This is a genomic window from Enterobacter cloacae complex sp.6700776 (assembly GCF_048284255.1).
Lineage (GTDB): Bacteria > Pseudomonadota > Gammaproteobacteria > Enterobacterales > Enterobacteriaceae > Enterobacter > Enterobacter intestinihominis.
The window spans coordinates 384,765-410,401 of sequence record NZ_JBLVYK010000001.1 but is presented as its reverse complement, the minus strand read 5'-3'; the positions used below and the strand labels follow the sequence as shown (position 1 = coordinate 410,401).

26 protein-coding genes are annotated in these 25,637 nt (G+C 53.9%); 10 read left to right on the top strand and 16 right to left on the bottom strand.

What is annotated here, in order from left to right; all coding sequences use genetic code 11:
* Positions 1 to 4: 4 nt before the first annotated feature.
* The 3 genes from ACNQ0T_RS02135 to pdeR all read left to right on the top strand — a co-directional run bounded on the left by ACNQ0T_RS02135 (position 5) and on the right by pdeR (position 5,209).
* Complete coding sequence (locus ACNQ0T_RS02135) at positions 5 to 991, top strand: oxidoreductase (RefSeq protein ID WP_023300250.1); 987 nt, start codon at positions 5 to 7, stop codon at positions 989 to 991.
* Positions 992 to 1,079: 88 nt separating this feature from the next.
* Positions 1,080 to 3,014 carry an exoribonuclease II gene (locus ACNQ0T_RS02130; protein WP_126490309.1) on the top strand — a complete coding sequence of 645 codons (1,935 nt, stop codon included), beginning with the start codon at positions 1,080 to 1,082 and terminating at the stop codon, positions 3,012 to 3,014.
* Between the two features lie 206 nt (positions 3,015 to 3,220).
* A complete protein-coding gene (gene pdeR, locus ACNQ0T_RS02125) occupies positions 3,221 to 5,209 on the top strand; it encodes a cyclic di-GMP phosphodiesterase (protein ID WP_038416158.1) in 1,989 nt (662 codons plus the stop codon).
* On the opposite strand, the gene ACNQ0T_RS02120 is transcribed toward pdeR, so the two are convergent.
* Positions 5,206 to 6,075, bottom strand: a complete 870-nt coding sequence (locus ACNQ0T_RS02120; RefSeq protein ID WP_022648314.1) for a crotonase/enoyl-CoA hydratase family protein — start codon at positions 6,073 to 6,075, stop codon at positions 5,206 to 5,208. The genes pdeR and ACNQ0T_RS02120 overlap by 4 nt on opposite strands.
* Positions 6,076 to 6,266: 191 nt before the next feature.
* Here ACNQ0T_RS02120 and ACNQ0T_RS02115 point away from each other — a divergent pair, with 191 nt between their 5' ends.
* The 3 genes from ACNQ0T_RS02115 (at position 6,267) to osmB (ending at position 7,720) form a co-directional block, all read left to right on the top strand.
* Entirely contained in the window at positions 6,267 to 6,449 is a 183-nt protein-coding gene (locus ACNQ0T_RS02115; RefSeq protein ID WP_022648315.1) for a hypothetical protein, read from the top strand.
* Between the two features lie 37 nt (positions 6,450 to 6,486).
* The gene (locus ACNQ0T_RS02110) at positions 6,487 to 7,239 is read left to right on the top strand and encodes a DNA-binding transcriptional regulator YciT (RefSeq protein ID WP_022648316.1); all 753 of its coding nucleotides are present in this window, start codon (positions 6,487 to 6,489) and stop codon (positions 7,237 to 7,239) included.
* Positions 7,240 to 7,501: 262 nt separating this feature from the next.
* Positions 7,502 to 7,720, top strand: a complete 219-nt coding sequence (gene osmB / locus ACNQ0T_RS02105) for an osmotically-inducible lipoprotein OsmB (protein ID WP_003856823.1) — start codon at positions 7,502 to 7,504, stop codon at positions 7,718 to 7,720.
* Positions 7,721 to 7,824: 104 nt separating this feature from the next.
* Here osmB and yciH read toward each other — a convergent pair whose 3' ends face one another.
* From yciH to pgpB, 5 genes are all read right to left on the bottom strand, one after another.
* Entirely contained in the window at positions 7,825 to 8,151 is a 327-nt protein-coding gene (gene yciH / locus ACNQ0T_RS02100; RefSeq protein WP_038416160.1) for a stress response translation initiation inhibitor YciH, read from the bottom strand.
* A complete protein-coding gene (gene pyrF / locus ACNQ0T_RS02095) occupies positions 8,151 to 8,888 on the bottom strand; it encodes an orotidine-5'-phosphate decarboxylase (RefSeq protein ID WP_022648318.1) in 738 nt (245 codons plus the stop codon). Before pyrF ends, yciH begins: the two co-directional genes overlap by 1 nt.
* Before the next feature lie 184 nt (positions 8,889 to 9,072).
* A complete protein-coding gene (gene lapB, locus ACNQ0T_RS02090) occupies positions 9,073 to 10,242 on the bottom strand; it encodes a lipopolysaccharide assembly protein LapB (RefSeq protein ID WP_003856819.1) in 1,170 nt (389 codons plus the stop codon).
* A 6-nt stretch (positions 10,243 to 10,248) separates the two neighbouring features.
* Positions 10,249 to 10,557 carry a LapA family protein gene (locus ACNQ0T_RS02085; RefSeq protein WP_006810839.1) on the bottom strand — a complete coding sequence of 103 codons (309 nt, stop codon included), beginning with the start codon at positions 10,555 to 10,557 and terminating at the stop codon, positions 10,249 to 10,251.
* Between the two features lie 148 nt (positions 10,558 to 10,705).
* Positions 10,706 to 11,473, bottom strand: coding sequence for a phosphatidylglycerophosphatase B (pgpB, locus tag ACNQ0T_RS02080; RefSeq protein ID WP_032622464.1), 768 nt, complete (start codon positions 11,471 to 11,473; stop codon positions 10,706 to 10,708).
* A gap of 197 nt (positions 11,474 to 11,670) precedes the next feature.
* On the opposite strand from pgpB, the gene ribA reads away from it, so the two are divergent.
* The gene (gene ribA / locus ACNQ0T_RS02075; protein ID WP_013096372.1) at positions 11,671 to 12,261 is read left to right on the top strand and encodes a GTP cyclohydrolase II; all 591 of its coding nucleotides are present in this window, start codon (positions 11,671 to 11,673) and stop codon (positions 12,259 to 12,261) included.
* Between the two features lie 37 nt (positions 12,262 to 12,298).
* On the opposite strand, the gene acnA is transcribed toward ribA, so the two are convergent.
* From acnA to topA, 6 genes are all read right to left on the bottom strand, one after another.
* Positions 12,299 to 14,974 (bottom strand): aconitate hydratase AcnA, encoded by a 2,676-nt coding sequence (gene acnA / locus ACNQ0T_RS02070; RefSeq protein WP_023306390.1) that lies wholly within the window; start codon positions 14,972 to 14,974, stop codon positions 12,299 to 12,301.
* Positions 14,975 to 15,139: 165 nt separating this feature from the next.
* Positions 15,140 to 15,238 carry a small membrane protein YmiC gene (gene ymiC / locus ACNQ0T_RS02065; RefSeq protein WP_032103392.1) on the bottom strand — a complete coding sequence of 33 codons (99 nt, stop codon included), beginning with the start codon at positions 15,236 to 15,238 and terminating at the stop codon, positions 15,140 to 15,142.
* A gap of 137 nt (positions 15,239 to 15,375) precedes the next feature.
* Positions 15,376 to 15,546 carry a hypothetical protein gene (locus ACNQ0T_RS02060; protein WP_032622443.1) on the bottom strand — a complete coding sequence of 57 codons (171 nt, stop codon included), beginning with the start codon at positions 15,544 to 15,546 and terminating at the stop codon, positions 15,376 to 15,378.
* Between the two features lie 2 nt (positions 15,547 to 15,548).
* Positions 15,549 to 15,689: a YmiA family putative membrane protein gene (locus ACNQ0T_RS02055; RefSeq protein WP_213083754.1), complete on the bottom strand. Its 141-nt coding sequence runs from the start codon at positions 15,687 to 15,689 to the stop codon at positions 15,549 to 15,551.
* Between the two features lie 336 nt (positions 15,690 to 16,025).
* Positions 16,026 to 17,000: an HTH-type transcriptional regulator CysB gene (gene cysB, locus ACNQ0T_RS02050; protein ID WP_006810844.1), complete on the bottom strand. Its 975-nt coding sequence runs from the start codon at positions 16,998 to 17,000 to the stop codon at positions 16,026 to 16,028.
* A gap of 186 nt (positions 17,001 to 17,186) precedes the next feature.
* Positions 17,187 to 19,784: a type I DNA topoisomerase gene (gene topA / locus ACNQ0T_RS02045; protein ID WP_022648322.1), complete on the bottom strand. Its 2,598-nt coding sequence runs from the start codon at positions 19,782 to 19,784 to the stop codon at positions 17,187 to 17,189.
* A gap of 398 nt (positions 19,785 to 20,182) precedes the next feature.
* Here topA and ACNQ0T_RS02040 point away from each other — a divergent pair, with 398 nt between their 5' ends.
* Entirely contained in the window at positions 20,183 to 20,434 is a 252-nt protein-coding gene (locus ACNQ0T_RS02040) for a YciN family protein (protein WP_003856804.1), read from the top strand.
* Positions 20,435 to 20,469: 35 nt separating this feature from the next.
* Here ACNQ0T_RS02040 and sohB read toward each other — a convergent pair whose 3' ends face one another.
* Positions 20,470 to 21,516, bottom strand: a complete 1,047-nt coding sequence (gene sohB / locus ACNQ0T_RS02035; RefSeq protein ID WP_063149429.1) for a protease SohB — start codon at positions 21,514 to 21,516, stop codon at positions 20,470 to 20,472.
* Positions 21,517 to 21,768: 252 nt separating this feature from the next.
* Between sohB and ACNQ0T_RS02030 the strand changes: the two genes are divergently transcribed.
* On the top strand, positions 21,769 to 22,530 hold the full coding sequence (locus tag ACNQ0T_RS02030; protein WP_023300261.1) for a YciK family oxidoreductase: 762 nt from the start codon (positions 21,769 to 21,771) through the stop codon (positions 22,528 to 22,530).
* Positions 22,527 to 23,117 carry a cob(I)yrinic acid a,c-diamide adenosyltransferase gene (gene cobO / locus ACNQ0T_RS02025; RefSeq protein ID WP_023300262.1) on the top strand — a complete coding sequence of 197 codons (591 nt, stop codon included), beginning with the start codon at positions 22,527 to 22,529 and terminating at the stop codon, positions 23,115 to 23,117. The genes ACNQ0T_RS02030 and cobO overlap by 4 nt, the downstream gene beginning before the upstream one ends.
* A 35-nt stretch (positions 23,118 to 23,152) precedes the next feature.
* Here the strand turns inward: cobO and rluB are convergent, their stop codons facing one another.
* The 3 genes from rluB to rnm form a co-directional block, all read right to left on the bottom strand.
* Positions 23,153 to 24,028 carry a 23S rRNA pseudouridine(2605) synthase RluB gene (gene rluB, locus ACNQ0T_RS02020; protein WP_003856794.1) on the bottom strand — a complete coding sequence of 292 codons (876 nt, stop codon included), beginning with the start codon at positions 24,026 to 24,028 and terminating at the stop codon, positions 23,153 to 23,155.
* 97 nt (positions 24,029 to 24,125) lie between these two features.
* Complete coding sequence (locus ACNQ0T_RS02015) at positions 24,126 to 24,746, bottom strand: L-threonylcarbamoyladenylate synthase (RefSeq protein ID WP_003856793.1); 621 nt, start codon at positions 24,744 to 24,746, stop codon at positions 24,126 to 24,128.
* Positions 24,743 to 25,624: an RNase RNM gene (rnm, locus tag ACNQ0T_RS02010; protein ID WP_032622438.1), complete on the bottom strand. Its 882-nt coding sequence runs from the start codon at positions 25,622 to 25,624 to the stop codon at positions 24,743 to 24,745. The genes ACNQ0T_RS02015 and rnm overlap by 4 nt, the downstream gene beginning before the upstream one ends.
* Positions 25,625 to 25,637: the final 13 nt, after the last annotated feature.

Below are 25,637 nucleotides of genomic sequence, written 5' to 3'. Positions count from 1 at the left end.
GCCCATGGAACAACGCCGTTTTTCCGGCAAAGGCCACTGGTATCACGAAACCCAGTCGAATCATTCGCAGACGGACGTTCTGCCGCTGGTGCCTGAAGCCGCTAACGTCGACGATCGTTTTTTGCTCGATTTAGCCCTGCCTGACGACATTGCCGCAAGCTGTTGTGGGTGGCTTACGCCAGCCCGAACCTTGTGCCGCCTCTTATTCCCGCTCGATACTCCCGTAAACCGTCTGCACACGCTTAGCGCCTACGACAGACTGAGCACGGCGTTGACGGTTTCCCAGGCGTGTGGCGTCCAGCGGCTCTGTAACCACTACGCGGCGCTCCTCGCCCCCCTTCCGGGCCCCGACTCTTCCCGGGAAAGCAATCGACGCCTTGCAGAAATCACTCAGTATGCCCGCCAGCTGGCGAGCTCCCCGGACGTCATTGACGATAAAGCGCAAACCCAGCTTGATGAGGTGGGACTGACAACGTATGACATTGTGCTTATCAACCAGATCATCGGCTTTACTGGTTTTCAGGCGCGGGCGGTTGCAGTGTTTCAGGCGCTGCTTGGCCATCCGGTACGCTGGCTACCGGGACACCACATTCAGCCCCATACACTACCGCTGAGCTTTACCCGATGGACAGCCACCCAGCCCGTAGTCGAACTAAAATATGCCAGTGCGGTTCAACTTGAGGCGCTCTCACGCTGGCAGGCCGAACCTGCGCTTTCAGCGCTCACGCCGGTTCTCTGCCATGAGCCGATGCTGCTGAATCTGACGGGCGAGATACTGGTTAACCACCCACAAAGCGAAGCCCAGCCATCTGCATCGCTCTCAGCCGCCCATACGCTGCTGCTTACGTCTCCCGATCGTTTTAGCGCCGCCCAGTTAACGCCTCTCACGGAGGCCGGTATCCCACCGGGCAAGGCAATTAACCTGTTAACCCACGGCGCTTTTAATGGCTGGCTGGACCGTCTTCGCGTGGCGCTTGGCAAAGAGGAATAACCACACGCTTTACCTAAAGAGCGCTTGCTGTAGCAGTGAGAATCGCGTAAAACTGTCAGCCGCTCAATGGCTACGAAAATAGAACATTATGTTTCAGGACAACCCGCTGCTAGCGCAGCTTAAACAGCAACTACATTCCCAGACGCCCCGTGCAGAAGGGGTCGTAAAAGCCACGGAAAAGGGCTTTGGCTTTCTTGAAGTTGACGGACAGAAGAGCTACTTCATTCCGCCTCCTCAGATGAAGAAAGTGATGCATGGCGACCGCATTTCGGCCGTTATTCATACCGAAAAGGAACGAGAGTCTGCCGAGCCGGAAGCACTGATCGAACCTTTCCTGACCCGCTTTGTCGGGAAAGTGCATAAAAAAGACGATCGTCTTTCTATCGTACCGGATCATCCTCTCCTGAAAGATGCCATCCCTTGCCGCGCTGCGCGTGGCGTTGAGCATGACTTTGTCGAGGGTGACTGGGCGGTTGCCGAAATGCGCCGTCATCCTTTAAAAGGCGATCGCGGTTTCTACGCCGAGCTGACCCAGTTCATCACCTTTGGCGACGACCATTTCGTCCCATGGTGGGTGACGCTGGCGCGCCACAACCTCGAAAAAGAAGCGCCGGATGGCGTAGCGACCAAAATGCAGGACGAAGGTCTTGAGCGTCGCGATCTGACAGCGCTGGACTTTGTCACCATCGACAGCGCCAGCACCGAGGATATGGACGATGCGCTGTATGCCGAAGAGGCAGCGGATGGCAAAATGCATCTGACCGTCGCCATTGCCGACCCTACCGCATGGATTGTCGAAGGCAGCAAGCTGGACGAAATGGCCAAAGTGCGTTCGTTCACCAACTACCTGCCGGGCTTCAACATCCCGATGCTGCCGCGCGAGCTTTCCGACGATCTCTGCTCCCTGCGTCCCCATGAAGTGCGTCCGGTACTGGCCTGCCGCATGACCATCGCGGCTGACGGTACCATTGAAGAAGATATCGAATTCTTCGCCGCCACCATCGAATCCAAAGCTAAACTGGCTTATGACAACGTGTCCGACTGGCTGGAAAATACCGGCAGCTGGAAGCCTGAATCCGATAATATCGCTGCGCAAATTCGTCTGCTGCATCGCGTCTGCCAGAGCCGCAGTGAGTGGCGCCAGACCCACGCCCTGGTATTTAAGGACCGCCCGGACTACCGCTTTGTGCTGGGGGACAAAGGCGAAGTGCTCAACATCGTCGCCGAGCCACGCCGTATTGCCAACCGTATCGTTGAAGAAGCGATGATCTCCGCCAACATTTGCGCCGCACGCGTGCTGCGCGACAAGTTAGGCTTTGGCATTTACAACGTGCACACCGGCTTTGACCCGGCTAACACCGAAGCGCTGGCCGCCCTGCTCAAAACCCATGACGTCCACGTCGATCCGGAAGAGGTGCTGACCCTGCCAGGCTTCTGCAAGCTGCGCCGCGAGCTGGACGCACAGCCGTCAGGTTTCCTTGACAGCCGCATTCGCCGCTTCCAGTCCTTTGCGGAAATCAGCACCGAGCCAGGCCCGCACTTCGGTCTCGGTCTTGAGGCTTACGCCACCTGGACCTCCCCGATCCGTAAGTACGGCGACATGGTTAACCATCGTCTGCTGAAAGCGATCATCAAAGGGGAATCTGTTGCCCGCCCACAGGATGAGACTACGTTGCAGATGGCAGAGCGTCGCCGTCTGAACCGTATGGCGGAGCGTGATGTCGGCGACTGGTTGTACGCGCGTTTCCTGAATGATAAGGCAGGGACTGACACCCGTTTCCCGGCTGAAATCATTGACATCAGCCGCGGCGGTATGCGCGTGCGTCTGGTGGATAATGGCGCCGTTGCCTTTATTCCTGCCCCGTTCCTGCATGCCGTTCGCGACGAACTGGTTTGTAGCCAGGAAAACGGGACCGTGCAAATTAAAGGCGAAACGGTTTACAAAGTCACTGACGTGATTGATGTAAACATCGCTGAAGTCCGCATGGAAACCCGCAGCATTATCGCGCGCCCTGTCGCCTGATAACCGCGTAGACTCCCGGCCGTTCCGTTCAGGGATGGCCGGGAGTTCTCCCCAGTATTATCTCTCGCAAAATCATCGTTTTTTCTCACACTTTTCTGTTTCCCACCGCCACATTTCGCCAGAATTATCTACAGTAAAAAGAGCCGTCATAGTCGACTGCAAATGAATAATTTGTGCGCTACTCAGCAGCCGCGGGAGAAAACGGGATGGACGATCTGGAGCAGAATTTGCTGTTTCGTTACATGGGTACGCATAGCCCCTGGTGGCGACTAACAGCAGACAGCAATGCTCTGCATCTTGCTGCCAGTGAAAGCGCTGAAATCGTTCAGGTGGTTGCGCTGGACGATGAGCAGGCCGCTCTGATTCGCCAGCTCACCGTTATCACGTCCAGCATTGCCATGACCCTTCCCTTGTATGGTGTGGACGTTCCCGTCCATCTTGTCGGTCGTAAAATTAACAAAAATGAGTGGGCGGGAACGGCATCAGCATGGAACGACACGCCTTCCGTGGCGCGCGATCTGGCGCAGGGACTCTCCTTCGCCGAACAGGTGGTGTCCGAAGCTAACTCCGTAATTGTCATCCTCGACCAGAACGGGAATATTCAGCGCTTCAACCGTTTAAGTGAAGAATATACGGGCCTGAAGGAACAGGAAGTCATCGGGCAAAACGTGTTTAAACTGTTCATGAGCCGCAGCGAAGCCGCGGCCTCAAAACGCAACATCACCGGTTTTTTTCGTAACGGCAGCTCCTACGAAGTCGAACGCTGGATCAAGACCCGCAAGGGGCAACGCCTGTTTCTCTTCAGAAATAAATTCGTTCACAGCGGCAGCGGGAAAAATGAAATTTTCCTCATCTGTTCAGGTACCGACATCACGGAAGAGCGCCGGGCCCAGGAGCGCCTGCGCGTTCTCGCCAATACGGATACGATTACCGGTTTGCCTAACCGAAATGCCATCCATGAGCTGATCTCCGACGCCATCACCTCCCGGGGTGAAACGCAGGTGGGCGTGGTTTATCTCGATCTGGATAACTTTAAAAAAGTGAACGATGCCTATGGGCATATGTTTGGCGACCAGCTGCTACAGGCCGTTGCGCTGGCGATCCTGAGTTGCCTGGACGACGGACAAACCCTGGCGCGCCTGGGTGGGGATGAGTTTATCGTGATGGCCACCGATACCTCGCAGGGCGCGCTGGAAGCTATGGCGTCGCGCATTCTGACCCGACTGCGGCAGCCTTTCCGCATCGGGCTGATTGAGGTTTACACCGGCTGCTCGCTTGGTATCGCGCTTGCGCCCCAGCACGGTAACGATCGGGAAAGCGTTATTCGCAATGCCGACACCGCCATGTACACCGCCAAGGAAAATGGCCGGGGTAAATTCTGCGTCTTCTCGCCAGAGATGAACCAGCGCGTATTTGAATATCTGTGGCTGGATACCAACCTGCGTAAAGCGCTGGATAACGATCAGCTGTTAATTCACTACCAGCCAAAAATGACCTGGCGCGGCGAAGTCAGAAGTCTGGAGGCGCTGGTGCGCTGGCAGTCACCAGAGCGTGGCCTGATCCCGCCGATGGAATTTATCTCCTATGCGGAAGAGTCAGGGCTGATAGTGCCCCTTGGCCGCTGGGTTATGCTCGATGTGGTGCGCCAGGTGGCAAAATGGCGCGACAAAGGGATCAACCTGCGCGTCGCGGTCAACGTTTCCGCCCGTCAGCTGGCGGACCAGACCATCTTCAGTGACCTGAAGCAGGCGCTGAAAGACCTGAATTTTGAATACTGCCCGATTGACGTGGAATTGACCGAAAGCTGTCTCATCGAAAATGAAGAGCTGGCCCTGTCAGTGATCCAGCAATTTAGCCGCCTGGGGGCGCAAATTCACCTTGATGACTTTGGTACGGGGTACTCTTCCCTGTCGCAGCTGGCGCGCTTCCCTATCGACGCCATCAAGCTTGACCAGTCCTTCGTCCGGGATATCCATAAGCAGTCCATTTCACAGTCGCTCGTGCGCGCGATAGTCGCCGTGGCACAGGCGTTGAATCTGCAGGTCATTGCTGAAGGGGTGGAGAGTGCAAAAGAAGACGCCTTTCTGACGAAGAATGGCGTCAACGAACGGCAGGGTTTTCTTTTTGCTAAGCCCATGCCCGCAGCCGCATTCGAGCGATGGCTAAAGCGCTATCAGGCCAGGAATGTCCGTTAGCTGGCTTTGCGTAAGCCCGTCGCCTGATGGCGATTTTGCAGCATAACCAGCCGCTCCATGTAGGCGATATCCTTCGGTTCAAGGCAGAAGGCGGCATCCACCCAATCCTCTGTAATGTCCATCAACTCGCTTCGCGGAAGTGGCAGAACACGCGTACGCGCGCGCAGCATGGCCCTTACGCCGTTCAGCTTCGGCTGTAGCGTGTCGATAAACGTCCGTACCGAAACATAGCTCTGTAACGGCTCGAATAAGAGATCCACAAGACCGTGCTGTTCATACCATTCCGCCGTATGCGACTCACCTTTATAAATCAGCGCCTCTGCCATTTTCATGCCGGCACGACGCGCCACCAGTGAATAACCGCCCATGCCCGGGAACAGATTGAACGCGATTTCCGGAAAGCCTAATCGGGCATCGCGCTGGGCCAGAATGAAATGATGCGCGAGCGCGGCTTCAAACCCGCCCCCTAACGCGCTTCCTTCAACCATCGCCAGCGTGACAGCACCGGTATCAAACCCTCGCGAGGCGGCATGAACGCAGTCCACACAGGCCCGGGCATAGGCGCGTAACGCTTCGCGTCGGTTGTTTTTGATGCACTCAACGAAGAATTGTAAATCACCGCCGGTATTGTAGATGTCAGGGACCAGCGATCCGGTGACCCAAAAATCAACGACATATCCGGACTGGCGAACCAGCCAGGAGAGATTCATGATCTCCTCGATCAGCGCATGATTGAAGCAAGGCCGTGGCGTGGCACGTAACATCATCCACACCGTGCGCCGTTCGGCCTCATAATAAGCCGCCAGTTGAGTGAATCGTTCAGCATCAGTAAACAATGTGCAGGTTGTCTGGTTGATAACTGTCATAGTCGAATTCCTCTTATAAAAAAGCGCGTTGCGCGCAGTTTTAGACTAATCCACCCCTACAACCCGCAGCATACGGGGGTTAAATTTGTCACTTTCATTTATGAACTTTGGTTATTGCATTTTTTACCTTCTCTTTTGAATCAATTTTCTGCATCATTGATAATATTAACTTTTCGCTTCAGGGTGAGCTTATGTCTAACATTGATGCAACAGCCGTGGCACAGCGTATTGATACTGTGCTGGATATTCTTGTCGCGGGCGATTATCACTCTGCTATCCGTAATCTTGAGATCCTCAAGTCTGAACTGCTGGCTGAGAACGGCACTGATAACGCATCAGAATCCACTCAACCAAAAGCCCCGTGGGAAGTGTAACCACGTCGTTTTCGCCCTTGCCTTTTAAATGGATGCTATGAATTCCCGACAACAAATCATTTTGCAGATGGTGATCGATCAGGGACGCGTAAGCGTAGTCGATCTCGCTAAAGCTACCGGCGTTTCTGAAGTCACCATTCGTCAGGATCTGAATCTTCTGGAAAAACAGAGCTACCTGCGGCGTGCGCATGGATATGCCGTTCCACTGGACAGCGACGACGTTGAAACCCGCATGATGAACAATTTTGCGCTCAAGCGGGAACTGGCGGAGTTTGCTGCATCCTTAGTGAATAACGGTGAGACCGTCTTTATTGAAAATGGCAGCAGTAACGCCCTTCTGGCGCGCACGCTTGCCGATCAAAAAGACGTTACCATCATTACCGTAAGCAGCTATATCGCCCATCTGTTGAAGGAAACTCGCTGCGAGGTCATTCTGCTGGGCGGCATTTACCAGAAGAAAAGCGAAAGCATGGTGGGGCCATTAACGCGTCAATATGTTCAGCAGGTTCACTTCAGTAAGGCATTCATTGGCATTGACGGCTGGCAGCCCGACACCGGCTTTACCGGTCGCGACATGATGCGTTCAGACGTGGTGAACGCCGTACTCGCCAAAGAGTGTGAAGCGATTGTGCTGACCGATAGCTCTAAGTTTGGCGCCGTACACCCTTATACGATGGGTCCGGCTTCGCGCTTCAGCCGTGTGATCACGGATGAGCGTTTACGCGATGAATATCGCCAGCAATTAGAACAAGACGGCCTGACTGTCGATATTGTGAAAAAAACGGCCTGATTATCCTGCTGCGCCCGAATAATGGGCGCACTTAAACCTTTCTCTGAGAGTATTCCGACCCTTCCTTTAAGAGTTTTTACCTGTTGAAACTGTTCTAAACACGTAAAATTAATATTAGCGATATAACAGGAAGTGACTATCACCTGCGTGATGATGTAACGCCTGCGCGACCAGCTTTCACGGAAACAGAATTTAAGTATGGATATTGTCTATACTTAAAGTGCATTCCTTTCCGTGAATCGATAATTCAGGAGAAAGTATTATGACCTTTACCAGCAAAAAATTAGCCGCCGCTGTTCTGGCAATCACTGTAGCAATGTCTCTGAGCGCTTGCTCTAACTGGTCTAAACGTGACCGTAACACCGCGATTGGTGCCGGTGCTGGTGCGCTTGGTGGTGCAGTATTAACGGATGGTAGTACGCTGGGTACATTAGGTGGTGCTGCCGTAGGTGGTATTATCGGTCACCAGGTGGGCAAATAATCACCATAACGGCTCTCACCGGTATAATAATATATTTTGTATTTTCAGGTCTGACTTACGCACGTAAAAAAAAGAGCCACGGCAATGTCCGTGGCTCATTTATTTTAACCGCCCGCCAGTTTGACTTTCATACCTTTGGCTTCCAGGAGCGTTTTAATTAAATCCCGCTTATCGCCCTGAATCTCAATTATGCCGTCTTTTAGTGCCCCACCGCATCCGCACTTCTTTTTAAGCTCAGCGGCGAGCTTTACCAGCTCTGCATCATCCAGATCAATGCCGGTGACAAGGCAAACGCCTTTCCCTTTTCTGCCGCTGGTCTGGCGCTGAATACGCACGATTCCATCGCCTTTCGGACGTTCAGCTTTCTCTTTTGGCTCTTCAATGCGCCCGGTATCTGTTGAATAGACCAGACGAGTGTTGGCATCACGCATTATGCCCCCTTTTTCAGTGATGCATTAATCGCTTTCAGAGTCTCTGCCGGATGAGCGGATTGCGTCACCGGGCGACCAATTACCATATAGTCTACCCCCGCGCTCAGCGCCTGCTCTGGCGTCATGATGCGTCGCTGATCCCCTGACTCGCTGCCTGCCGGACGGATACCTGGCGTCACCAGTTTAAATTCGCGGCCTAACTCAGATTTGAAGCGAACCGCCTCCTGAGCTGAACAGACCACGCCATCAAGCCCACACTGTTGCGTGAGGCGCGCCAGACGCTCCGCATGTTCGGCAGGTGACAACGTCACACCCAGGTCACGAAGGTCAGATTCATCCATACTGGTCAGCACGGTGACGGCGATAAGAAGCGGAGCGTCATTGCCAAACGGCACCAGCGCTTCGCGCGCAGCCGTCATCATACGTGCCCCACCGGAGGCATGAACGTTAACCATCCACACACCCAGTTCAGCCGCCGCAGCAACGGCGTGGGCAGTGGTATTCGGAATATCGTGGAATTTCAGGTCGAGGAAAACGTCGAAACCACGCTGGTGCAGATCGCGGACGATTTGCGGACCGAACAGCGTAAACATCTCTTTGCCTACTTTAAGACGGCAATCCCGGGGATCAATACCATCAACAAAGGCCAGTGCGGCGTCACGGTTATTGTAATCCAGAGCAACAACTACAGGAGAATCGGTAACTACGCGGGAAGTGGAGGAAGTAACAGACGTCATGACCAGCCCTTTTCGTCTATGGGCGCGCAGCGGCGCGGAACAGATAAACGGCGTGCATTCTACCTGCCCTCGGGGTAAATGAACAGAATCGAATGCTTTTCCTGCTGAACCACAGACCGCACGGTGCTGAAAGAAATAATGCACTCTTTAGTATGTTGTAACTAAAATGGAGTGTTTTAAAAAATCACTGCCCGTCCAGACCACGAATTGGCTTGATGGTGGACCAGGCCCGGCAGGAAGGGCAATGCCAGTAGAGCGAATAGGCGGTGAAGCCGCATTTCTGGCAGCGATAGCGCGGCTTGCTCCGCACCTGTTCACCGACCATGTCTCGCAGCACCATCAGGCTCTCTTTAGCGCGCCCTTCTTCTGCATCGTTAAGATGATAATCCATCAGCTTGTGGAAGACGCGCATCGTCGGATGGCGCTGCAACTGACGGGTAATGTATACCTGGGCGGTATCACTCCCTTCGTGCTCTTCGACGACATCCGACAGCATCAGCTCGGCTGTGGCACCGGTGTTTTCTTCAACACAGCGGCGCAGGAATGCAACCCACTCGTCCTGCTTACCTAACTGCTGATAGCAGGTTTGCAGCATTTCCAGCGTTTCGCTGACCAGCTCTTTGTCCTGATCGATAACGCGAAGCAGGCTTTCCACGGCTTTGGCGTAATCACCATTAGCCATAAAGACCCGCCCCATCATTATCGAGATGCGGGCGCTGTTGCGATCGGCCGCGGCGCCTTTTTTTAGCAATGCCATGGCCTTATCCATGTCATCGCTACCCATTTGCTGAAGGGCCAGCTCGCAGTAAAAATGGGCAATTTCGACGCGCTGTTTATCTTTGCCGAGTTTGACCAGCCGTTCGGCGGTATCAATCGCTTTTTGCCAGTCGCTGGTTGCCTGGTAGATTTGCAGAAGTTGCTGAAGCGCACCGATACGGAAATCGGTCTCATCCACCAGCTGAGAGAACATATCTTCTGCGCGATCGTACAGGCCCGCCGCCATGTAATCTCTGCCCAACTGCTGCACGGCCAGCAACCGTTGCTCATAGGTCAACGATGCGCTTTCCATCAGGGTCTGGTGGATACGGATGGCACGGTCAACCTCTCCGCGCGAGCGGAACAGGTTTCCCAGGGTGAGATGCGCCTCTACGGTGCCGGTATCCTCTTTGAGCATGTCGAGGAACAGATCGACCGCTTTATCCTGCTGATTGCTCAGCAGGAAGTTCACCCCCGCAACGTAGTCACGGGAGAGTCGGTTTGCTTCATCCTGTTTTGTTTGTTGCGCGCTTCTGCGGCCCATATACCAGCCATAGGCTGCGGCGACAGGCAAAAGCAGAAACAACAACTCCAGCATATTCGATTATTCCTTGACTACCGGCACACCAGAGCTCGCCGGAATGTCAGTCGCAGGCGTAAGTTGATGTTCAAGTCGTTTAATTTTACGTTCAGCGCGAACAAGGGAAACACGAACCTTAAGCCAGAACAGGCCACATACAAGCCAGCCGATGACAAAACCCGCTGCGAATAACACAGCCAGCAGGCTCGACACCCGGTACTCGCCCTGCGCCAGCAGATAGTTGAAACTTACCTGTTGATCGTTTTGCGCGCCCAATGTGACTGAAATGACAAAAATCGCCAACACCAGTAAGAAAATGAGTAAATATTTCACATGACTTCCCGTTATGTGGTTCGAGCGTATAAAGCGTGTTCAACTCACTGCAATCAGCCTTATAAGCTACCATTTTAGTGGCGGGCGCGAAACGGAAAAAGTAATGCGCCCTTCATGGATTTATGGTCAAAATGCGGAATATCAAGCTTCAGGTTCCGCCTGACTCCCTTTCGGCTATTTCTTCCTTCTCTTCCTGCGGTGGCGTCAGAGGTCCACAGAAACGTTGTGCAAGCCAGGTCGCCAGCGTAACCAGTACCCACGAAATCAGCGTAGCCACCACCAAATCACGCGGCCAGTGCATCCCCAGCAGCATCCGGCTGCCCATTACGCCTGTCGCCCAGACCAGCAAAATCGCAATCGTGAGGGTACGTCGACGTGGCCAAAGCAGCCCCACGCCGAGTAGCGCCCAGCTGGCAGCAAACATCGTATGTCCGGAAGGAAACGCAAAGCCGGTCTCTTTTTGCCAGTGTTTGCGTAAAAATGTCGGGATATCCTGCTGTTCCGCAAGCTGTTCTTTCACCAACGCCCCGCGATCCTTACGCTTTAAAGTGTAGAACTCATCTACCGGAATATGGTGCGTTTTTTCCAGCCAGATAACAAAGGGACGGGGTTCCTGCACGCGATCTTTCACCCACGACTTCACCCCCTGCCCGACAAGAATGGCACCTCCGAGAATGGCAAATAATACCAGCGCCGCGCGAAGACGAAAGCGCAGGCACCACAGGAACCAGGCACAGAGCAGCACGTGCGTAATAATCCCCCAGGGCTGGGTGACCGTCTCAGTTATCCAGTATAAGGCTTTCAGCCACGTCTCGTTTTGTCCGGGCTTCCACATCCAGCCGGAGAACCAAACGATCAGGGGTATAACAAGCAATACGGCGGCGCCTGCGGCCGTGCGTCTGGCAATTGAAAGCATGTCCTCTCCTTTTTCACTAAGCACCACAATCATAACTGAATTTCCACCTTCTGGTGGATATGTCGGATCGTGCGTTTAACGTCCGTATAGCGTGGTGGTGATTAGGTGAAGTAGCCGGGCTTGTGGCAAAATAGTCCAATACAGAAAGCAAAATGGGGCAAAGGCACGAAACGTGTCAGCCTGGTATGGAGAATCACATGCAGCTTAAACGTGTGGCAGAAGCCAAACTGCCAACCCCATGGGGCGATTTCCTGATGGTGGGTTTTGAAGAACTGGCAACCGGACAAGATCACGTCGCCCTGGTATACGGTGACATTTCGGGGCAGACGCCGGTACTGTCCCGCGTTCATTCTGAGTGTCTGACCGGTGACGCGCTCTTCAGCCTGCGCTGTGACTGCGGTTTCCAGCTCGAAGCCGCTCTTTCTCATATCGCAGAGGAAGGACGTGGCGTGCTGCTGTATCACCGCCAGGAAGGACGCAATATCGGTCTGCTGAATAAAATCCGCGCCTACGCGTTGCAGGATCAGGGCTATGATACCGTCGAAGCAAACCATCAGCTCGGCTTTGCTGCTGACGAGCGCGATTTCACCCTCTGCGCAGATATGTTCAAGCTGCTGGGCGTGGACGAAGTGCGTCTGTTGACCAATAACCCGAAAAAAGTGGAGATCCTCACTGAAGCGGGCATCAATATCGTTGAACGCGTGCCGCTGATTGTTGGCCGCAATCCGAAAAACGCGCACTACCTCGATACCAAAGCTGCAAAGATGGGGCACCTGCTGAGCGAGTAAACGCAAAACGCCCGGCACTTCTGCCGGGCGAGATTTATCAGTCCAGCATTTTACGAATCACATAATGTAAAATGCCGTCATTCTGGTAATAGGTTAGCTCTGTTGCCGTATCAATACGACACCGACAATCCAGCACTTCTGTTGTACCATCTGCCCGCGTTAACTTCACCGGAACGGTTTTACCCGGTTGCAGATTTTGCAGACCGCTGATATCAATCTGCTCTTCCCCGGTCAGACCCAGCGTTTTACGCGTTATGCCCTGCGGGAACTCCAGCGGCAGGATCCCCATCCCGATCAGGTTTGAGCGGTGGATACGTTCAAAGGATTCGGCAATCACCACGCGAACCCCGAGCAGACGTGGACCTTTAGCCGCCCAGTCGCGACTGGAACCAGAGCCGTACTCTTTACCGGCAATAACGGCCAGCGGCGTACCCTCCTGCTGATACTTCATGGCTGCGTCATAAATTGAAATGACCTCTGTATCTGGCAGGTGGCGCGTCATGCCCCCTTCCACGCCCGGGACCATTTCATTACGAATGCGGATGTTGGCAAATGTCCCGCGCATCATCACTTCGTGGTTACCGCGGCGCGAACCGTAGGAGTTAAAATCGCGACGTTCCACGCCACGGCTTTGCAGATACCGACCTGCCGGACTGTCCGCTTTGATGCTCCCCGCTGGTGAGATATGGTCAGTGGTGACGGAATCGCCCAGCATCGCCAGAATGCGCGCGCCGTGAATATCTTTCAGCGGTGCAGGCTCCGCCAGCATCTCATCGAAGAAGGGCGACAGACGAATATAGGTGGAATCATCCTGCCAGTCATAGGTATCGGAACCCACCACGTCAATCGCTTTCCATTCCGCTGTACCTTCGAACACTTCCGCATACTCTTTGCGGAACATCTCGGTGGAAACTTTCTCTACCGCGCGCGCAATTTCACGCGATGATGGCCAGATGTCTTTCAGATAGACAGGTTCATTTTTGCGATCGTGACCAATCGGATCGGTCGCCAGGTTAATGTTCATGTTTCCGGCCAGAGCATAGGCTACAACCAGCGGCGGCGAGGCCAGCCAGTTGGTTTTCACCAGCGGATGAATACGCCCCTCAAAGTTTCGGTTACCGGAAAGTACCGCGCCAACGGTCAAATCACCCTGCTTGATCGCCACTTCAATAGGCTCAGGCAGTGGACCAGAGTTACCGATGCAGGTCGTACAGCCGTAACCCACCAGATTAAAGCCCAACTCGTCGAGGTACGGCGTGAGTCTGGCCTGCGCCAGGTAATCGGAAACCACTTTCGAACCAGGCGCCAGGGACGCCTTAACCCACGGCTGTGGCTTGAGTCCCAGTTCTACCGCTTTTTTCGCCAGCAGCCCGGCAGCCATTAACACACTCGGGTTGGACGTGTTGGTACAGGAGGTGATAGCGGCGATCACCACGGCGCCGTCAGGGAGCTGATACTGATGCCCGTTCAGAACATAGTCCACAGGACGGTGATCTTTTTGCGCGGCGTTAACCTCCAGCTCATTGCTGGCGGCAAAGGCTTTCGGAACGTTGCTCAGGGCGACGCGGTCCTGCGGTCGTTTCGGCCCTGCGAGGCTTGCCTCAACGGTGCCCATATCCAGTTCCAGCGTGCTGGTAAATACCGGCTCGTCACCCGGGTTACGCCACATGCCCTGCGCTTTGGTGTAGGCCTCTACGAGCGCCACCTGCTCCTCGCTGCGACCACTGAGGCGCATATACTCAAGCGTAACGCTATCAATCGGGAAAAAGCCGCAGGTCGCACCATATTCCGGCGCCATGTTGGCGATGGTGGCCCGGTCCGCCAGCGGCAGTGAATCCAGACCATCACCATAAAATTCTACGAATTTACCCACCACGCCATGCTTACGCAGCATCTGCGTGACCGTCAGGACCAGATCCGTGGCGGTAATGCCTTCGGACAATTTACCGGTCAGCTTAAAGCCCACCACATCGGGAATGAGCATCGATACCGGCTGGCCGAGCATGGCCGCTTCCGCTTCAATACCACCGACGCCCCAGCCCAGAACGCCAAGGCCGTTAATCATGGTCGTGTGTGAATCGGTGCCCACCAGCGTATCCGGGTAAGCCACCCACTCTTTATCCTGCAATTCACTCCAGACGGCTTTGCCGAGATATTCCAGGTTGACCTGGTGACAAATGCCGGTGCCTGGTGGAACAACGCTGAAGCGGCTGAACGCCTGCTGACCCCATTTGAGGAAGACATAGCGTTCATGGTTACGTTCCATCTCCAGACGGACGTTTTCACCGAAAGCATCGTCGTCACCAAAGTGATCGACGGTGACGGAGTGGTCGATGACGAGGTCTACCGGTGAGAGCGGGTTCACCTTAGCCGTATCGCCCCCGAGACGCTTAACAGCTTCACGCATGGCGGCCAAGTCCACAACCGCCGGCACGCCGGTGAAATCCTGCATCAATACCCTGGCCGGGCGGTAGGCAATTTCTTTGTCTGCGTGAGCATTTTTCAGCCACCCTGCCAGAGCCTGGATATCCTCCTCGGTAACCGAGTCGCCATCTTGCCAGCGCAAGAGGTTTTCCAGTAGTACTTTCAACGACTTGGGTAACCGCGAAATGTCCCCAAGCGTCCTGGCAGCCAGCGGTAAGCTGTAGTAGCGCCAGGTTTTATTTTCCGCCTGTAATGTGTCCTTACTGGCTTCGCGTAGGGTTAACGACATAAGCTCCTCCTTAAAAACAGGGATGTCCTGACAATCATCAGGGCTGTAATTAAAGATAACACAAAGATGTCGTAACGTTTTGATAACAACCCAAATTGATAAATTTAGGAATGGTCCAACGCGAGGGATTAAACAAAAAACCCCGCCGTGGCGAGGTTTTACGATTTAGTGTAAGGCCAGCCAGAGGAGCTGACACCAGAAGAGGATCGACGCTGAGAATACGCCGAGCCATGACCAGTATTTTACGGTTGTCATGTTATTCATCATAGGGGCACCAGACTTTAATTATTTAAGGATGCGAGGTCTGCCCTCGTTCTATATTGCTGATGTGTATTTATTAAGGAGTACAAAAGTGCACAGTCTTTATTCAGACTATTTGCATCATTACGCAAAAATCAAAATTATTGTTTTTTGGGTTCGTCTTCTGCGAACACATCAATAAAGGCCTGCTGCTGTGGCGTCAGTTGCCAGGAGGCTGGCACGCTGGTTGCTGGCGCCTTACGCGCTTTGTGAGCATTGTCACGAAGCTGACACATCTCTTTTCTCGCGTCAGTACGCACCGTCATGACCATAATCAACCCCAGTAATTCCAGACAAGAAGAGCAACCACCACCCAGAACAGGGCAGAGCCAAGAAAGACCGCCAGCCAGGCTTTACGCTTAAGCGCGGGATCCCTTTGCGGTTCTTCACTTCCTGACGGCATTGCTAACCTCATACAATCGATATCGCTTATCATTTAGAGACCAAACAATTGGCACAAGTAATCATCTGATGAGATAAATCCTAAAGAAACTTTAGCCGAAAAGCCAGTGAATTTACGAATCTGAGCCTGGGAAAATTCAATCTTTTGACCAGAAATAAATAATTGAAAAGAATAATTTGCACACCTGTAAATTAGTTTCTACTTTTGTCGCAAATTTGCGACAGTAAAACCCTATTCATCAAATGGGTTATGACGATATATGACAGTAGGCGCAGATGAGGTTAATTCTAATTTAGATTTAAAGGGGGAAACCGGTATCTTTCCAGAAGAGAAAGATACCGGGTGTAATTATTTGGCAGGAAGTTTGATGTCTTTAAACATCTCTTCGATGTCTTCATTGGAGCGTAACGCCACGGCCGTGTCGACCACGTCACGCGTTAAATGCGGTGCGAAGCGCTGAATAAAATCATACATATAGCTGCGAAGGAACGTGCTGCGACGAAAACCTATCTTGGTGGTGCTGTGGCTGAAGATATCATGCGCGTCCAGGCGCACAAGATCCGGGTCTGATACAGGATCCACCGCCATGCTGGCAATAACGCCTACGCCCAGACCCAGACGCACGTACGTTTTAATGACGTCCGCATCCGTTGCAGTGAAGACGATCCGTGGCGTTAATCCGGCGCGGTTAAAGGCGGTGTCTAGCTCAGACCGGCCCGTAAAGCCGAACGTATAGGTAACCAGCGGGTATTGCGCCAGCTCTTCGATTGTCACTTCGCCCTTCCCCGCCAGCGGATGATCGGGGGTCACGACAATAGAGCGATTCCAGTGGTAGCACGGGAGCATGACCAGATCATCGTACAGATGAAGAGCTTCCGTCGCGATGGCAAAATCGGCATTGCCTTTAGACACGGCCTCTGCGATTTGCGTCGGTGAGCCCTGATGCATATGCAGGGAAACGCGGGGATAGCGTTCGATGAAACCTTTGATCACCCCGGGAAGCGCATAACGCGCCTGTGTGTGCGTGGTGGCAATATAAAGGGAGCCTTTATCCGGCCAGGTATGTTCCCCGGCGACGGATTTAATGGCGTCGACTTTGGAAAGCACTTCTCGTGCGATGCGAATGATTTCCTGCCCTGCCGGCGTGACCTGAGTCAGGTGCTTACCGCTGCGGGCAAATATCTGAATACCTAATTCATCCTCCAGCATACGCACCTGCTTACTGATGCCAGGCTGCGAGGTATAAAGACCTTCTGCGGTGGAAGAGACATTGAGGTTATGATTGACGACCTCAACGATATAGCGAAGCTGCTGTAATTTCATGCCAGACCATCCGATTTAGCGCATGCGTCAATCGCTTAATACGATTTGATAATAAGAAACGGGTTAACTATAACCACTATATCATTTATAGCCAGGCTGTATAGTACGGAACAAAAAATAATAACAACGTAATAAAAAAGGGCCGGAAGTCCGGCCCTTTCAAAGGTAAGTTACGGTAAGTGAAGATTATTTTTTACCTTCAACCCATTTTCCGTCGACAAAGAAGGCTGACCAACCGGTCGCTTTACCCTCTTTCTCTGCCGCCACGTACTGCTGCTTCGTTTTACGGCTAAAGCGCACCACGGTTTTGTTGCCTTCCGGATCCTGCTGTGGCGCATCGGCCAGGTAACGCAGTTTCTCCGGCAGACGGTCGCGGAAGCGGTACAGCTCTTCTACCAGCGGCGCACGGGTTTCGCGCGATTTCGGGAAGGTGTTGGCCGCCAGGAATACCCCGGCAGCGCCGTCACGCAGCACGAAATACGCATCTGACTTCTCACACGGCAGCTCAGGAAGCGGAACCGGATCTTCCTTCGGCGGCGCAACTTCACCGTTACGCAGGATCTTACGCGTGTTTTTACAGTCGTCGTTGGTACATGCCATGTACTTACCGAAGCGTCCCATTTTCAGGTGCATTTCGGAACCACATTTCTCACACTCAACGATCGGACCGTCATAGCCCTTAATGCGGAACTCACCTTCTTCGATCTCATAACCGTCGCAGGTTGGGTTATTACCGCAAACGTGCAGTTTACGTTTTGGATCGATCAGGTAGCTGTCCATCGCCGTGCCGCATTTCTTACAGCGGCGCTTGGCGCGCAGTGCGTTGGTCTCCGCATCGTCACCTTCCAGCACGTTGAGAACTTCGTTCTCCGGCACGAGGTTGATGGTGGTTTTGCAACGCTCTTTCGGCGAAAGCGCATAACCAGAACAGCCGAGGAACACGCCCGTGGTTGCGGTACGGATCCCCATTTTACGGCCACAGGTTGGGCAGTCGATGCTGGTCAGTACCATCTGGTTAGGCAGCATGCCGCCTTCTTCAGGATCTTTCTCAGCTTTCTCAAGCTGGTTGGTAAAATCGCTGAAGAAGCTGTCGAGAACTTTCTTCCACTCGGCCTTATGGCTGGCAACCTCATCGAGACTGTCCTCCATCTGCGCGGTGAAGTCATAGTTCATCAACTCACGGAAGTTAGCTTCCAGACGGTCGGTAACAATCTCACCCATTTTTTCAGCATAGAAACGACGGTTCTCAACGCGAACGTATCCACGATCCTGAATGGTCGAAATGATCGACGCATAGGTAGACGGGCGACCGATGCCGCGTTTTTCCAGCTCTTTTACCAGCGACGCTTCGCTGAAACGCGCAGGCGGCTTGGTGAAGTGCTGGGCCGGTACCAGATCAACCAGCGACAGCTCGTCGCCTTTGTTGACGGAAGGCAGCGTTCTGTCTTCATCACCTTTACGCAGCGCAGGCATCACTTTTGTCCAGCCGTCGAAACGCAGAATGCGGCCGCGCGCTTTCAGGCGGAAATCACCCGCGCCAACGGTCAGCGTAGTGGAGTCGTATTTCGCTGGCGTCATCTGGCAGGCCACGAACTGGCGCCAGATCAGCTGATACAGTTTCTGGGCGTCCGCTTCCATATCTTTAAGAGATTCCGCCAGAACGGAAACGTCAGAAGGACGGATCGCTTCGTGCGCTTCCTGAGAATTCTCTTTGCTGGCGTACTGATTAGGACTGTCCGGCAGGTATTTCTTACCGAAGTTGTCCTCGATATAGCCACGCACCATGCTGACAGCGTCCTGGCTCAGGTTGGTGGAGTCAGTACGCATGTAGGTGATGTAACCCGCTTCATACAAACGCTGGGCCATCATCATGGTTTTCTTCACGCCGTAACCCAGACGCGTACTTGCCGCCTGCTGAAGCGTTGACGTGATAAACGGTGCGCCAGGCTTGCTGCTGGTCGGTTTGTCTTCACGATCCAGCACCTGATAACGCGCTTTTTCCAGCAGCGCTACGGCGGCCATGGTCTGATCGCGATTTTCAGGACGGAACGGTTTGTCGTTGTGGTGGCTCACCTGCAACGGCAGCGCATCGCCGCCCGGCGTGGTGACATTCGCATCCACTTCCCAGAACTCTTCCGGGACAAACGCTTTGATCTCGCGTTCACGTTCGACAACAAGACGAACAGCCACAGACTGCACTCGTCCCGCAGACAGGCCGCGAGCGACCTTTTTCCACAGCAACGGCGAAACCATGTAGCCTACAACGCGGTCCATAAAGCGACGCGCCTGCTGAGCGTTAACACGGTCGATATTCAGTTCACCCGGCTTTTCAAACGCCTGACGAATCGCATTCTTTGTAATTTCGTTAAACACTACACGGCTGTAGCGTTTGTCATCACCCCCAATCACTTCCCGCAGGTGCCATGCGATGGCCTCCCCTTCGCGGTCAAGGTCGGTTGCGAGATAAATGTGGTCTGCTTTTTCAGCAAGCTGTTTCAGCTCGTTAACGACTTTTTCTTTGCCTGGCAGCACTTCGTATTGTGCATCCCAGTTGTGCCATGGGTTAACACCCATGCGGTTGACAAGCGCGCTACGTTCATCCTTTTTAGGCTTTTTAGCCCCTTTGGTGGAGGTAGAGTCTGCGCTCTTTTTGCTGGCTGAGCCACTTGTCGGCAAATCGCGAATGTGACCAACGCTGGACTTAACCACGTAGTCATTGCCCAGATATTTATTGATCGTTTTGGCTTTTGCCGGGGACTCAACGATGACGAGAGCTTTACCCATATTCACCTTTACCTAATTTAATTCTTCCAGGAATACGCCGCACGTTGATTTCCCTTCCGCTGACGACGAGCCATTGATATTGCGACGTCGTCAGGGGATATCAACCCCTTTGTCTTACCGAACGTCAGTATGGCGACATCCAGGTCATTGAGTTTTCGGGTATTTTTCTCACATCAAAGTTCATTCGTGACGAATTCCCGGTCGAATGTCAAGCAATTCTGTTGCCAGAATGACGAAAGCGCACACTGTACCTGATAAAATTCGTTACGCAACTTTATTAGCATGCAAAAGCAAATCCCGCCAGCCAGCCCCTGTTCCTTATACCCGCGGATAGCAGGGAAAATTTGCCCCCGAAGCGACCCAGGCGTAGACTATTGTCACTGTTTAAGGAGTGGAATATGCAGAATACGACCCAACCCATTGACCGAGCTTCACTGCTTATCGAAGCAAACAAACTCATTCGCGACCATGAAGACACCCTGGCGGGTATTGAAGCGACTGGCGTGGAACAACGTAATGGCGTGCTGGTGTTCAGCGGTGAATACTTCCTTGATGAACAAGGGTTACCAACCCCGAAAAGCACCGCCGTGTTTAACATGTTTAAATACCTGGCGCATACCCTCTCAGAGAAGTACCACCTGGTCGATTAAAACGAAAACGCGAGGCATCTGCCTCGCGTTTTTCTTTACAGCAGCGGCTTTTGTCCGCGCTGCAACCAGCGTATCAGCAGGCGATCCGCGCTTTCTGCCGCACTATTGGTTAAACGGTCGAGCAGGCGCTTACGTCGGGTGAAGCGCACCCCCACCAGCTCACGACCTTCCATCAGGTTGAGCAGGAGGTCGTCGCTGGTACCCACTTCATCCACCAGCCCTTTCTCCTGCGCCTGCGTGCCGTACCAGTGTTCGCCCGTAGCCACCTGCTCAATGTCCAGCGTTGGGCGCATGCGGTGCACGAAATCCTTGAACAGATGGTGGGTTTCGTTCAGATCTTCCCGGAACTTCTGCCGTCCCTCTTCGGTATTTTCGCCGAGCAGCGTCAGCGTACGTTTGTACTGACCCGCCGTATGCAATTCGATGTCGATCTCTTTATTTTTCAGGAAACGATTGAAGTTAGGGATCTGCGCAACCACCCCAATCGAGCCGATAATGGAGAACGGTGCTGCGACGATTTTATCCGCCACGCACGCCATCATATAGCCGCCACTCGCCGCGACCTTATCTACCGCCACGGTGAGCGGGATCTGTTTATCCCGCAGACGTTGTAACTGCGAAGCCGCCAGTCCATACCCATGCACTACGCCGCCCGGGCTTTCAAGGCGTACCACCACCTGATCCTGGGCTGTCGCCACGGCCAGCACCGCGGTCACTTCCTCACGCAGAGAGGAGACTTCATGCGCATCCATGCTACCTTTAAAATCGAGCACATAGACGCGCGGTTTTGCGTCAGCCTGTGGCGTGGCGAGCTTAGCTTTCGCCTTCGCGGCTTTGGCGTCCTGCTTATGTTTTTTCTTCTGGGCTTTTAGCCACAGCTTCTGTTGATGATCGTCAAGCAGCGCCAGAGACATCTCTTCCCGCATCTCTTTATACTGCTCGCTCAGGCGGGTAATGCGTAACTCACCACGCTGACGCTTACGCTGCGTCAGGTTGACAATCAGGGCGGCAATCACCGCGACAGCAATAACCACCGTAGCGATTTTGGCCAAAAACAACCCATACTGAGAAAGTAATTCCACGCGTTCCACCTTGATTTAACCACGAATCTTTCACGCCAGTGTACAACAGCCCTGCGCAGGCGTCTCGCTCTGGACATTAGCTCTGCGAGGCGGCTTCAGGAATCCCCCGTTTCTGGTTTAAATCTTTGCAAATTGTTAATTTCCCAGCGTTCTGTCCTGTAGACTGATTGAATTCTGACGCGGTTTCGGGCATAAAGCCGAAAAGTCATAAATAAAGGTGCAAGTCACGCCCAATGCGCCTGAGGAGCCACCGTGCATTATCAGCCACAAAAAAACCTTCTACAGAACCGCATCATTCTGGTTACCGGTGCCAGCGACGGGATTGGTCGCGAAGCGGCGCTGACTTATTCTGAATACGGTGCGAGCCTTATTCTGCTGGGACGTAATGAAGAAAAGCTCAAAGCCGTTGCCCGTGAAATCGAAAACGCCGGCGGTACCCCCACGCCCTGGTATACGCTCGATCTGCTGACCTGTACGCCAGCGTCATGTCAGGCCCTTGCCCAGCGCATTAGTACGCATTATTCGCGTCTGGACGGCGTACTGCACAACGCGGGGTTACTGGGCGAAGTGCGCCCGATGGATGAACAGGATCCGGAGATTTGGCAGCAGGTGATGCAGGTTAACGTCAACGGGACGTTTTTCCTGACCCAGGCCTTGCTTCCTTTATTACTTAACTCAGATTCCGGTTCGCTGGTGTTTACCTCCTCCAGCGTGGGGCGTCAGGGTCGTGCGAACTGGGGGGCTTACGCCGCCTCAAAATTTGCCACCGAAGGAATGATGCAGGTGCTGGCCGAAGAGTATCAAAACCGCCATCTGCGGGTTAACTGTATTAACCCTGGCGGTACGCGCACTAAAATGCGTGCCAGCGCGTTCCCGACAGAAGATCCGCAAAAGCTTAAAACCCCGGCCGATATTATGCCTCTTTACCTGTGGCTAATGGGTGACGACAGCCGTCGTAAAACCGGAATGACATTCGATGCTCAGCCAGGCCGCAAACCGGGGATATCGCAATGAGTGAAGACCGTCATCAGCAGCGCCAGCAGCGTCTGAAAGAACAGGTTGATGCACGCGTGGCGGCCGCTCAGGACGAGCGCGGGATCCTCATCGTGTTCACCGGCAACGGCAAAGGCAAAACCACCGCCGCATTTGGGACCGCCACCCGCGCAGTCGGGCACGGTCAGAAAGTGGGGGTGATCCAGTTTATCAAGGGTGAATGGCCCAACGGCGAGCGTAATCTGCTCGAACCGCATGGCGTTGAGTTTCAGGTGATGGCGACCGGTTTTACCTGGGATACCCAGAACCGGGAAACAGATACCGCAGCCTGCCTCGCCGTCTGGGAGCATGCCAAAAGAATGCTCTCTGACCCGTCGCTGAACATGGTGTTGCTGGATGAGATCACGTATATGGTGGCCTATGACTACCTGCCGCTGGAAGCCGTGCTGGAGGCTCTCAGGAACCGCCCTGCACACCAGACGGCGATCGTCACGGGGCGCGGGTGTCATCGGGACATTCTGGAGCTGGCCGATACCATCAGCGAGCTGCGTCCGGTTAAGCATGCGTTCGATGCGGGTATCAAAGCGCAAATTGGGATTGATTACTGAAGAAAAAAGCCCGGTATATTCACCGGGCTTTTAGATTAACCGTTGTTATTACGGCTGCCAGAGCGGCGATTGCTGCTAACCTGGCTGTGACGTTTAACCGCACGGCGGATCTGATTCGCCTTCATACGACGACGATCTTTCTCTACCGCCACTTTCGATGTGGTTTCTGGCGTAAGGCCAACCAGATCGCGCAGGTAGTTGGTTTGCGTCAGATCCAGCTCGGTATAGCCGCCACGTGGCAGGCCTTTCGGCAGCAGGATGTCGCCATAGCGGACACGAATCAAACGGCTTACCTGGACACCGACCGCTTCCCACAGACGACGCACCTCGCGGTTACGTCCCTCTGTCAGGGTAACGTTGTACCACTGGTTAATGCCTTCACCACCGGTAAACTTGATGGTTTTGAACGCCGCTGGGCCGTCTTCCAGCTGAACGCCACGCGACAGATCGCGCAGTTTGTTCTCATCAACCTGACCGAAGACGCGCACGGCGTATTCACGTTCCACTTCACGACTTGGGTGCATCAGGCGGTTTGCCAGTTCACCATCGGTGGTGAACAGCAGCAGGCCACAGGTATTCACGTCCAGACGCCCTACGGCAATCCAGCGGGCGCCACGCAGTTTTGGCAGACGGTCGAACACCGTCGGGCGGCCTTCCGGATCGTTGCGGGTACACAGTTCGCCTTCCGGCTTGTAGTAAGCCAGCACGCGGCAGATCTGTTCAGCGGACTCTTTTACGGAGATAAGATGGCCGTCAATGCGGATCTTCAACCCCGGTACGATTTCAACGCGGTCACCGAGTGTGGCGATTTTACCGTCCACACTCACGCGACCTGCTTCAATAATGGCTTCGATTTCACGGCGCGAACCGTGGCCGGCACGCGCCAGCACTTTCTGTAACTTCTCGCTCATTGAGCTTCCTCAGGTGTCGCCTTCACAGGCGTCGAATCAGGTCAAAAACAGGGCAACGCCCTGCTTTGATGGCCGCGTAGTATATCTGCTTACACCCTTACAAGAAAGGCTTAACATCGCCCACGCCTTCACGAATCACTTCTGGCGCGTCTTCGGTGAGATCCACCACGGTGGTCGGTTGCTGGCCTAGATAGCCGCCATGAATAATCAGCTCCACCACTTTCTCCAGACGATCTTTGATCTCTTCCGGGTCGGACTCGGTAAACTCACTGCCCGGCAGCATCAGCGAGGTAGACAGCATCGGCTCGCCGAGGGTTTCCAGCAGCGCCTGGGCAATCGGGTTCGACGGCACGCGCATGCCGATGGTTTTACGTTTTTCCTGCAACAGACGACGCGGCACCTCTTTTGTCCCTTTCAGAATGAAGGTGTAGTTTCCCGGCGTGTTGTTTTTGATCAGGCGAAAGGCCACGTTGTCGACATACGCATAGGTCGACAGCTCAGAGAGATCGCGACACATTAGGGTGAAGTTGTGGCCGTCCGGCAGCTGGCGGATGCGACAGATGCGCTCCATCGCCCCTTTATCCTCGATTTTACAGCCCAGCGCGTAGCCAGAATCGGTTGGGTAGACAATAACGCCACCTTTACGGACGATTTCCACAGCCTGATTAATCAGACGTGGCTGTGGGTTATCCGGATGGATATAGAAAAACTGACTCATACTTCCCTCTCTTCAATTTGCTGTGGCTGTTCCCAGAGCTGCCAGACGGGCTCAACGCCAGCGGGTAACCAGAGCTTGCGCCCCAGTTCAATCCACGCGCAGGGTTGATGGAAATCTGAACCCTGTGACCCAAGCAGGCCAAACTGACGGGCGTAGGTCGCGAGCTGCGAACGCTCATTGGGTGCCTGCTGACACTGGGCAACTTCCATCGCCTCACCGCCGGATTCGGCAAAGTGGGCCAGCAACCTTTTCAGCCATTTAGCAGAAAGATTATACCGCCCCGGATGGGCCAATACGGCCTTACCACCAGAATGATGAATCACATCAATAGCTTGTTTTATTGTACACCACTGGGGAGGAACGTATCCGGTTTTCCCGCGCGCCAGATACTTTTTAAACACATTCGCCATGGTCGTCGCTTTACCGGCGTCAACCAGAAAACGGGCGAAATGGCCGCGCGTGACCGCCCCACCGTTCGCCAGCTTGCGCGCACCTTCCAGCGCACCGGGGATATGCGCCTTCTCAAGACGTTCGCCTATCAACTCCGCGCGTTGATTGCGTCGTGCTTTTTGCTCTTGCAAAAATGCGCACATTGCCGGATGTTCTGTATCAATATTCAGGCCAACGATATGAATTTCGTGGTTTTCCCAGAGCGTGGAGATCTCGACCCCGGGCACCAGATTTAGCGCCAGCCCGCTTCGGGCAATCTCGGCGCGCGCGGCGGGGATGGCGTCTGTTGTGTCGTGATCGGTTATTGCCAGCGTGCCGACACGCATTTCAACGGCGCGATGGACCAGGGCTTCGGGCGTCAGCAGGCCATCTGAAGCCTGCGTATGGCTGTGTAAATCATAAATTACGGCGTAGGTGGTATCGCTCAAAGCACTTCCCATA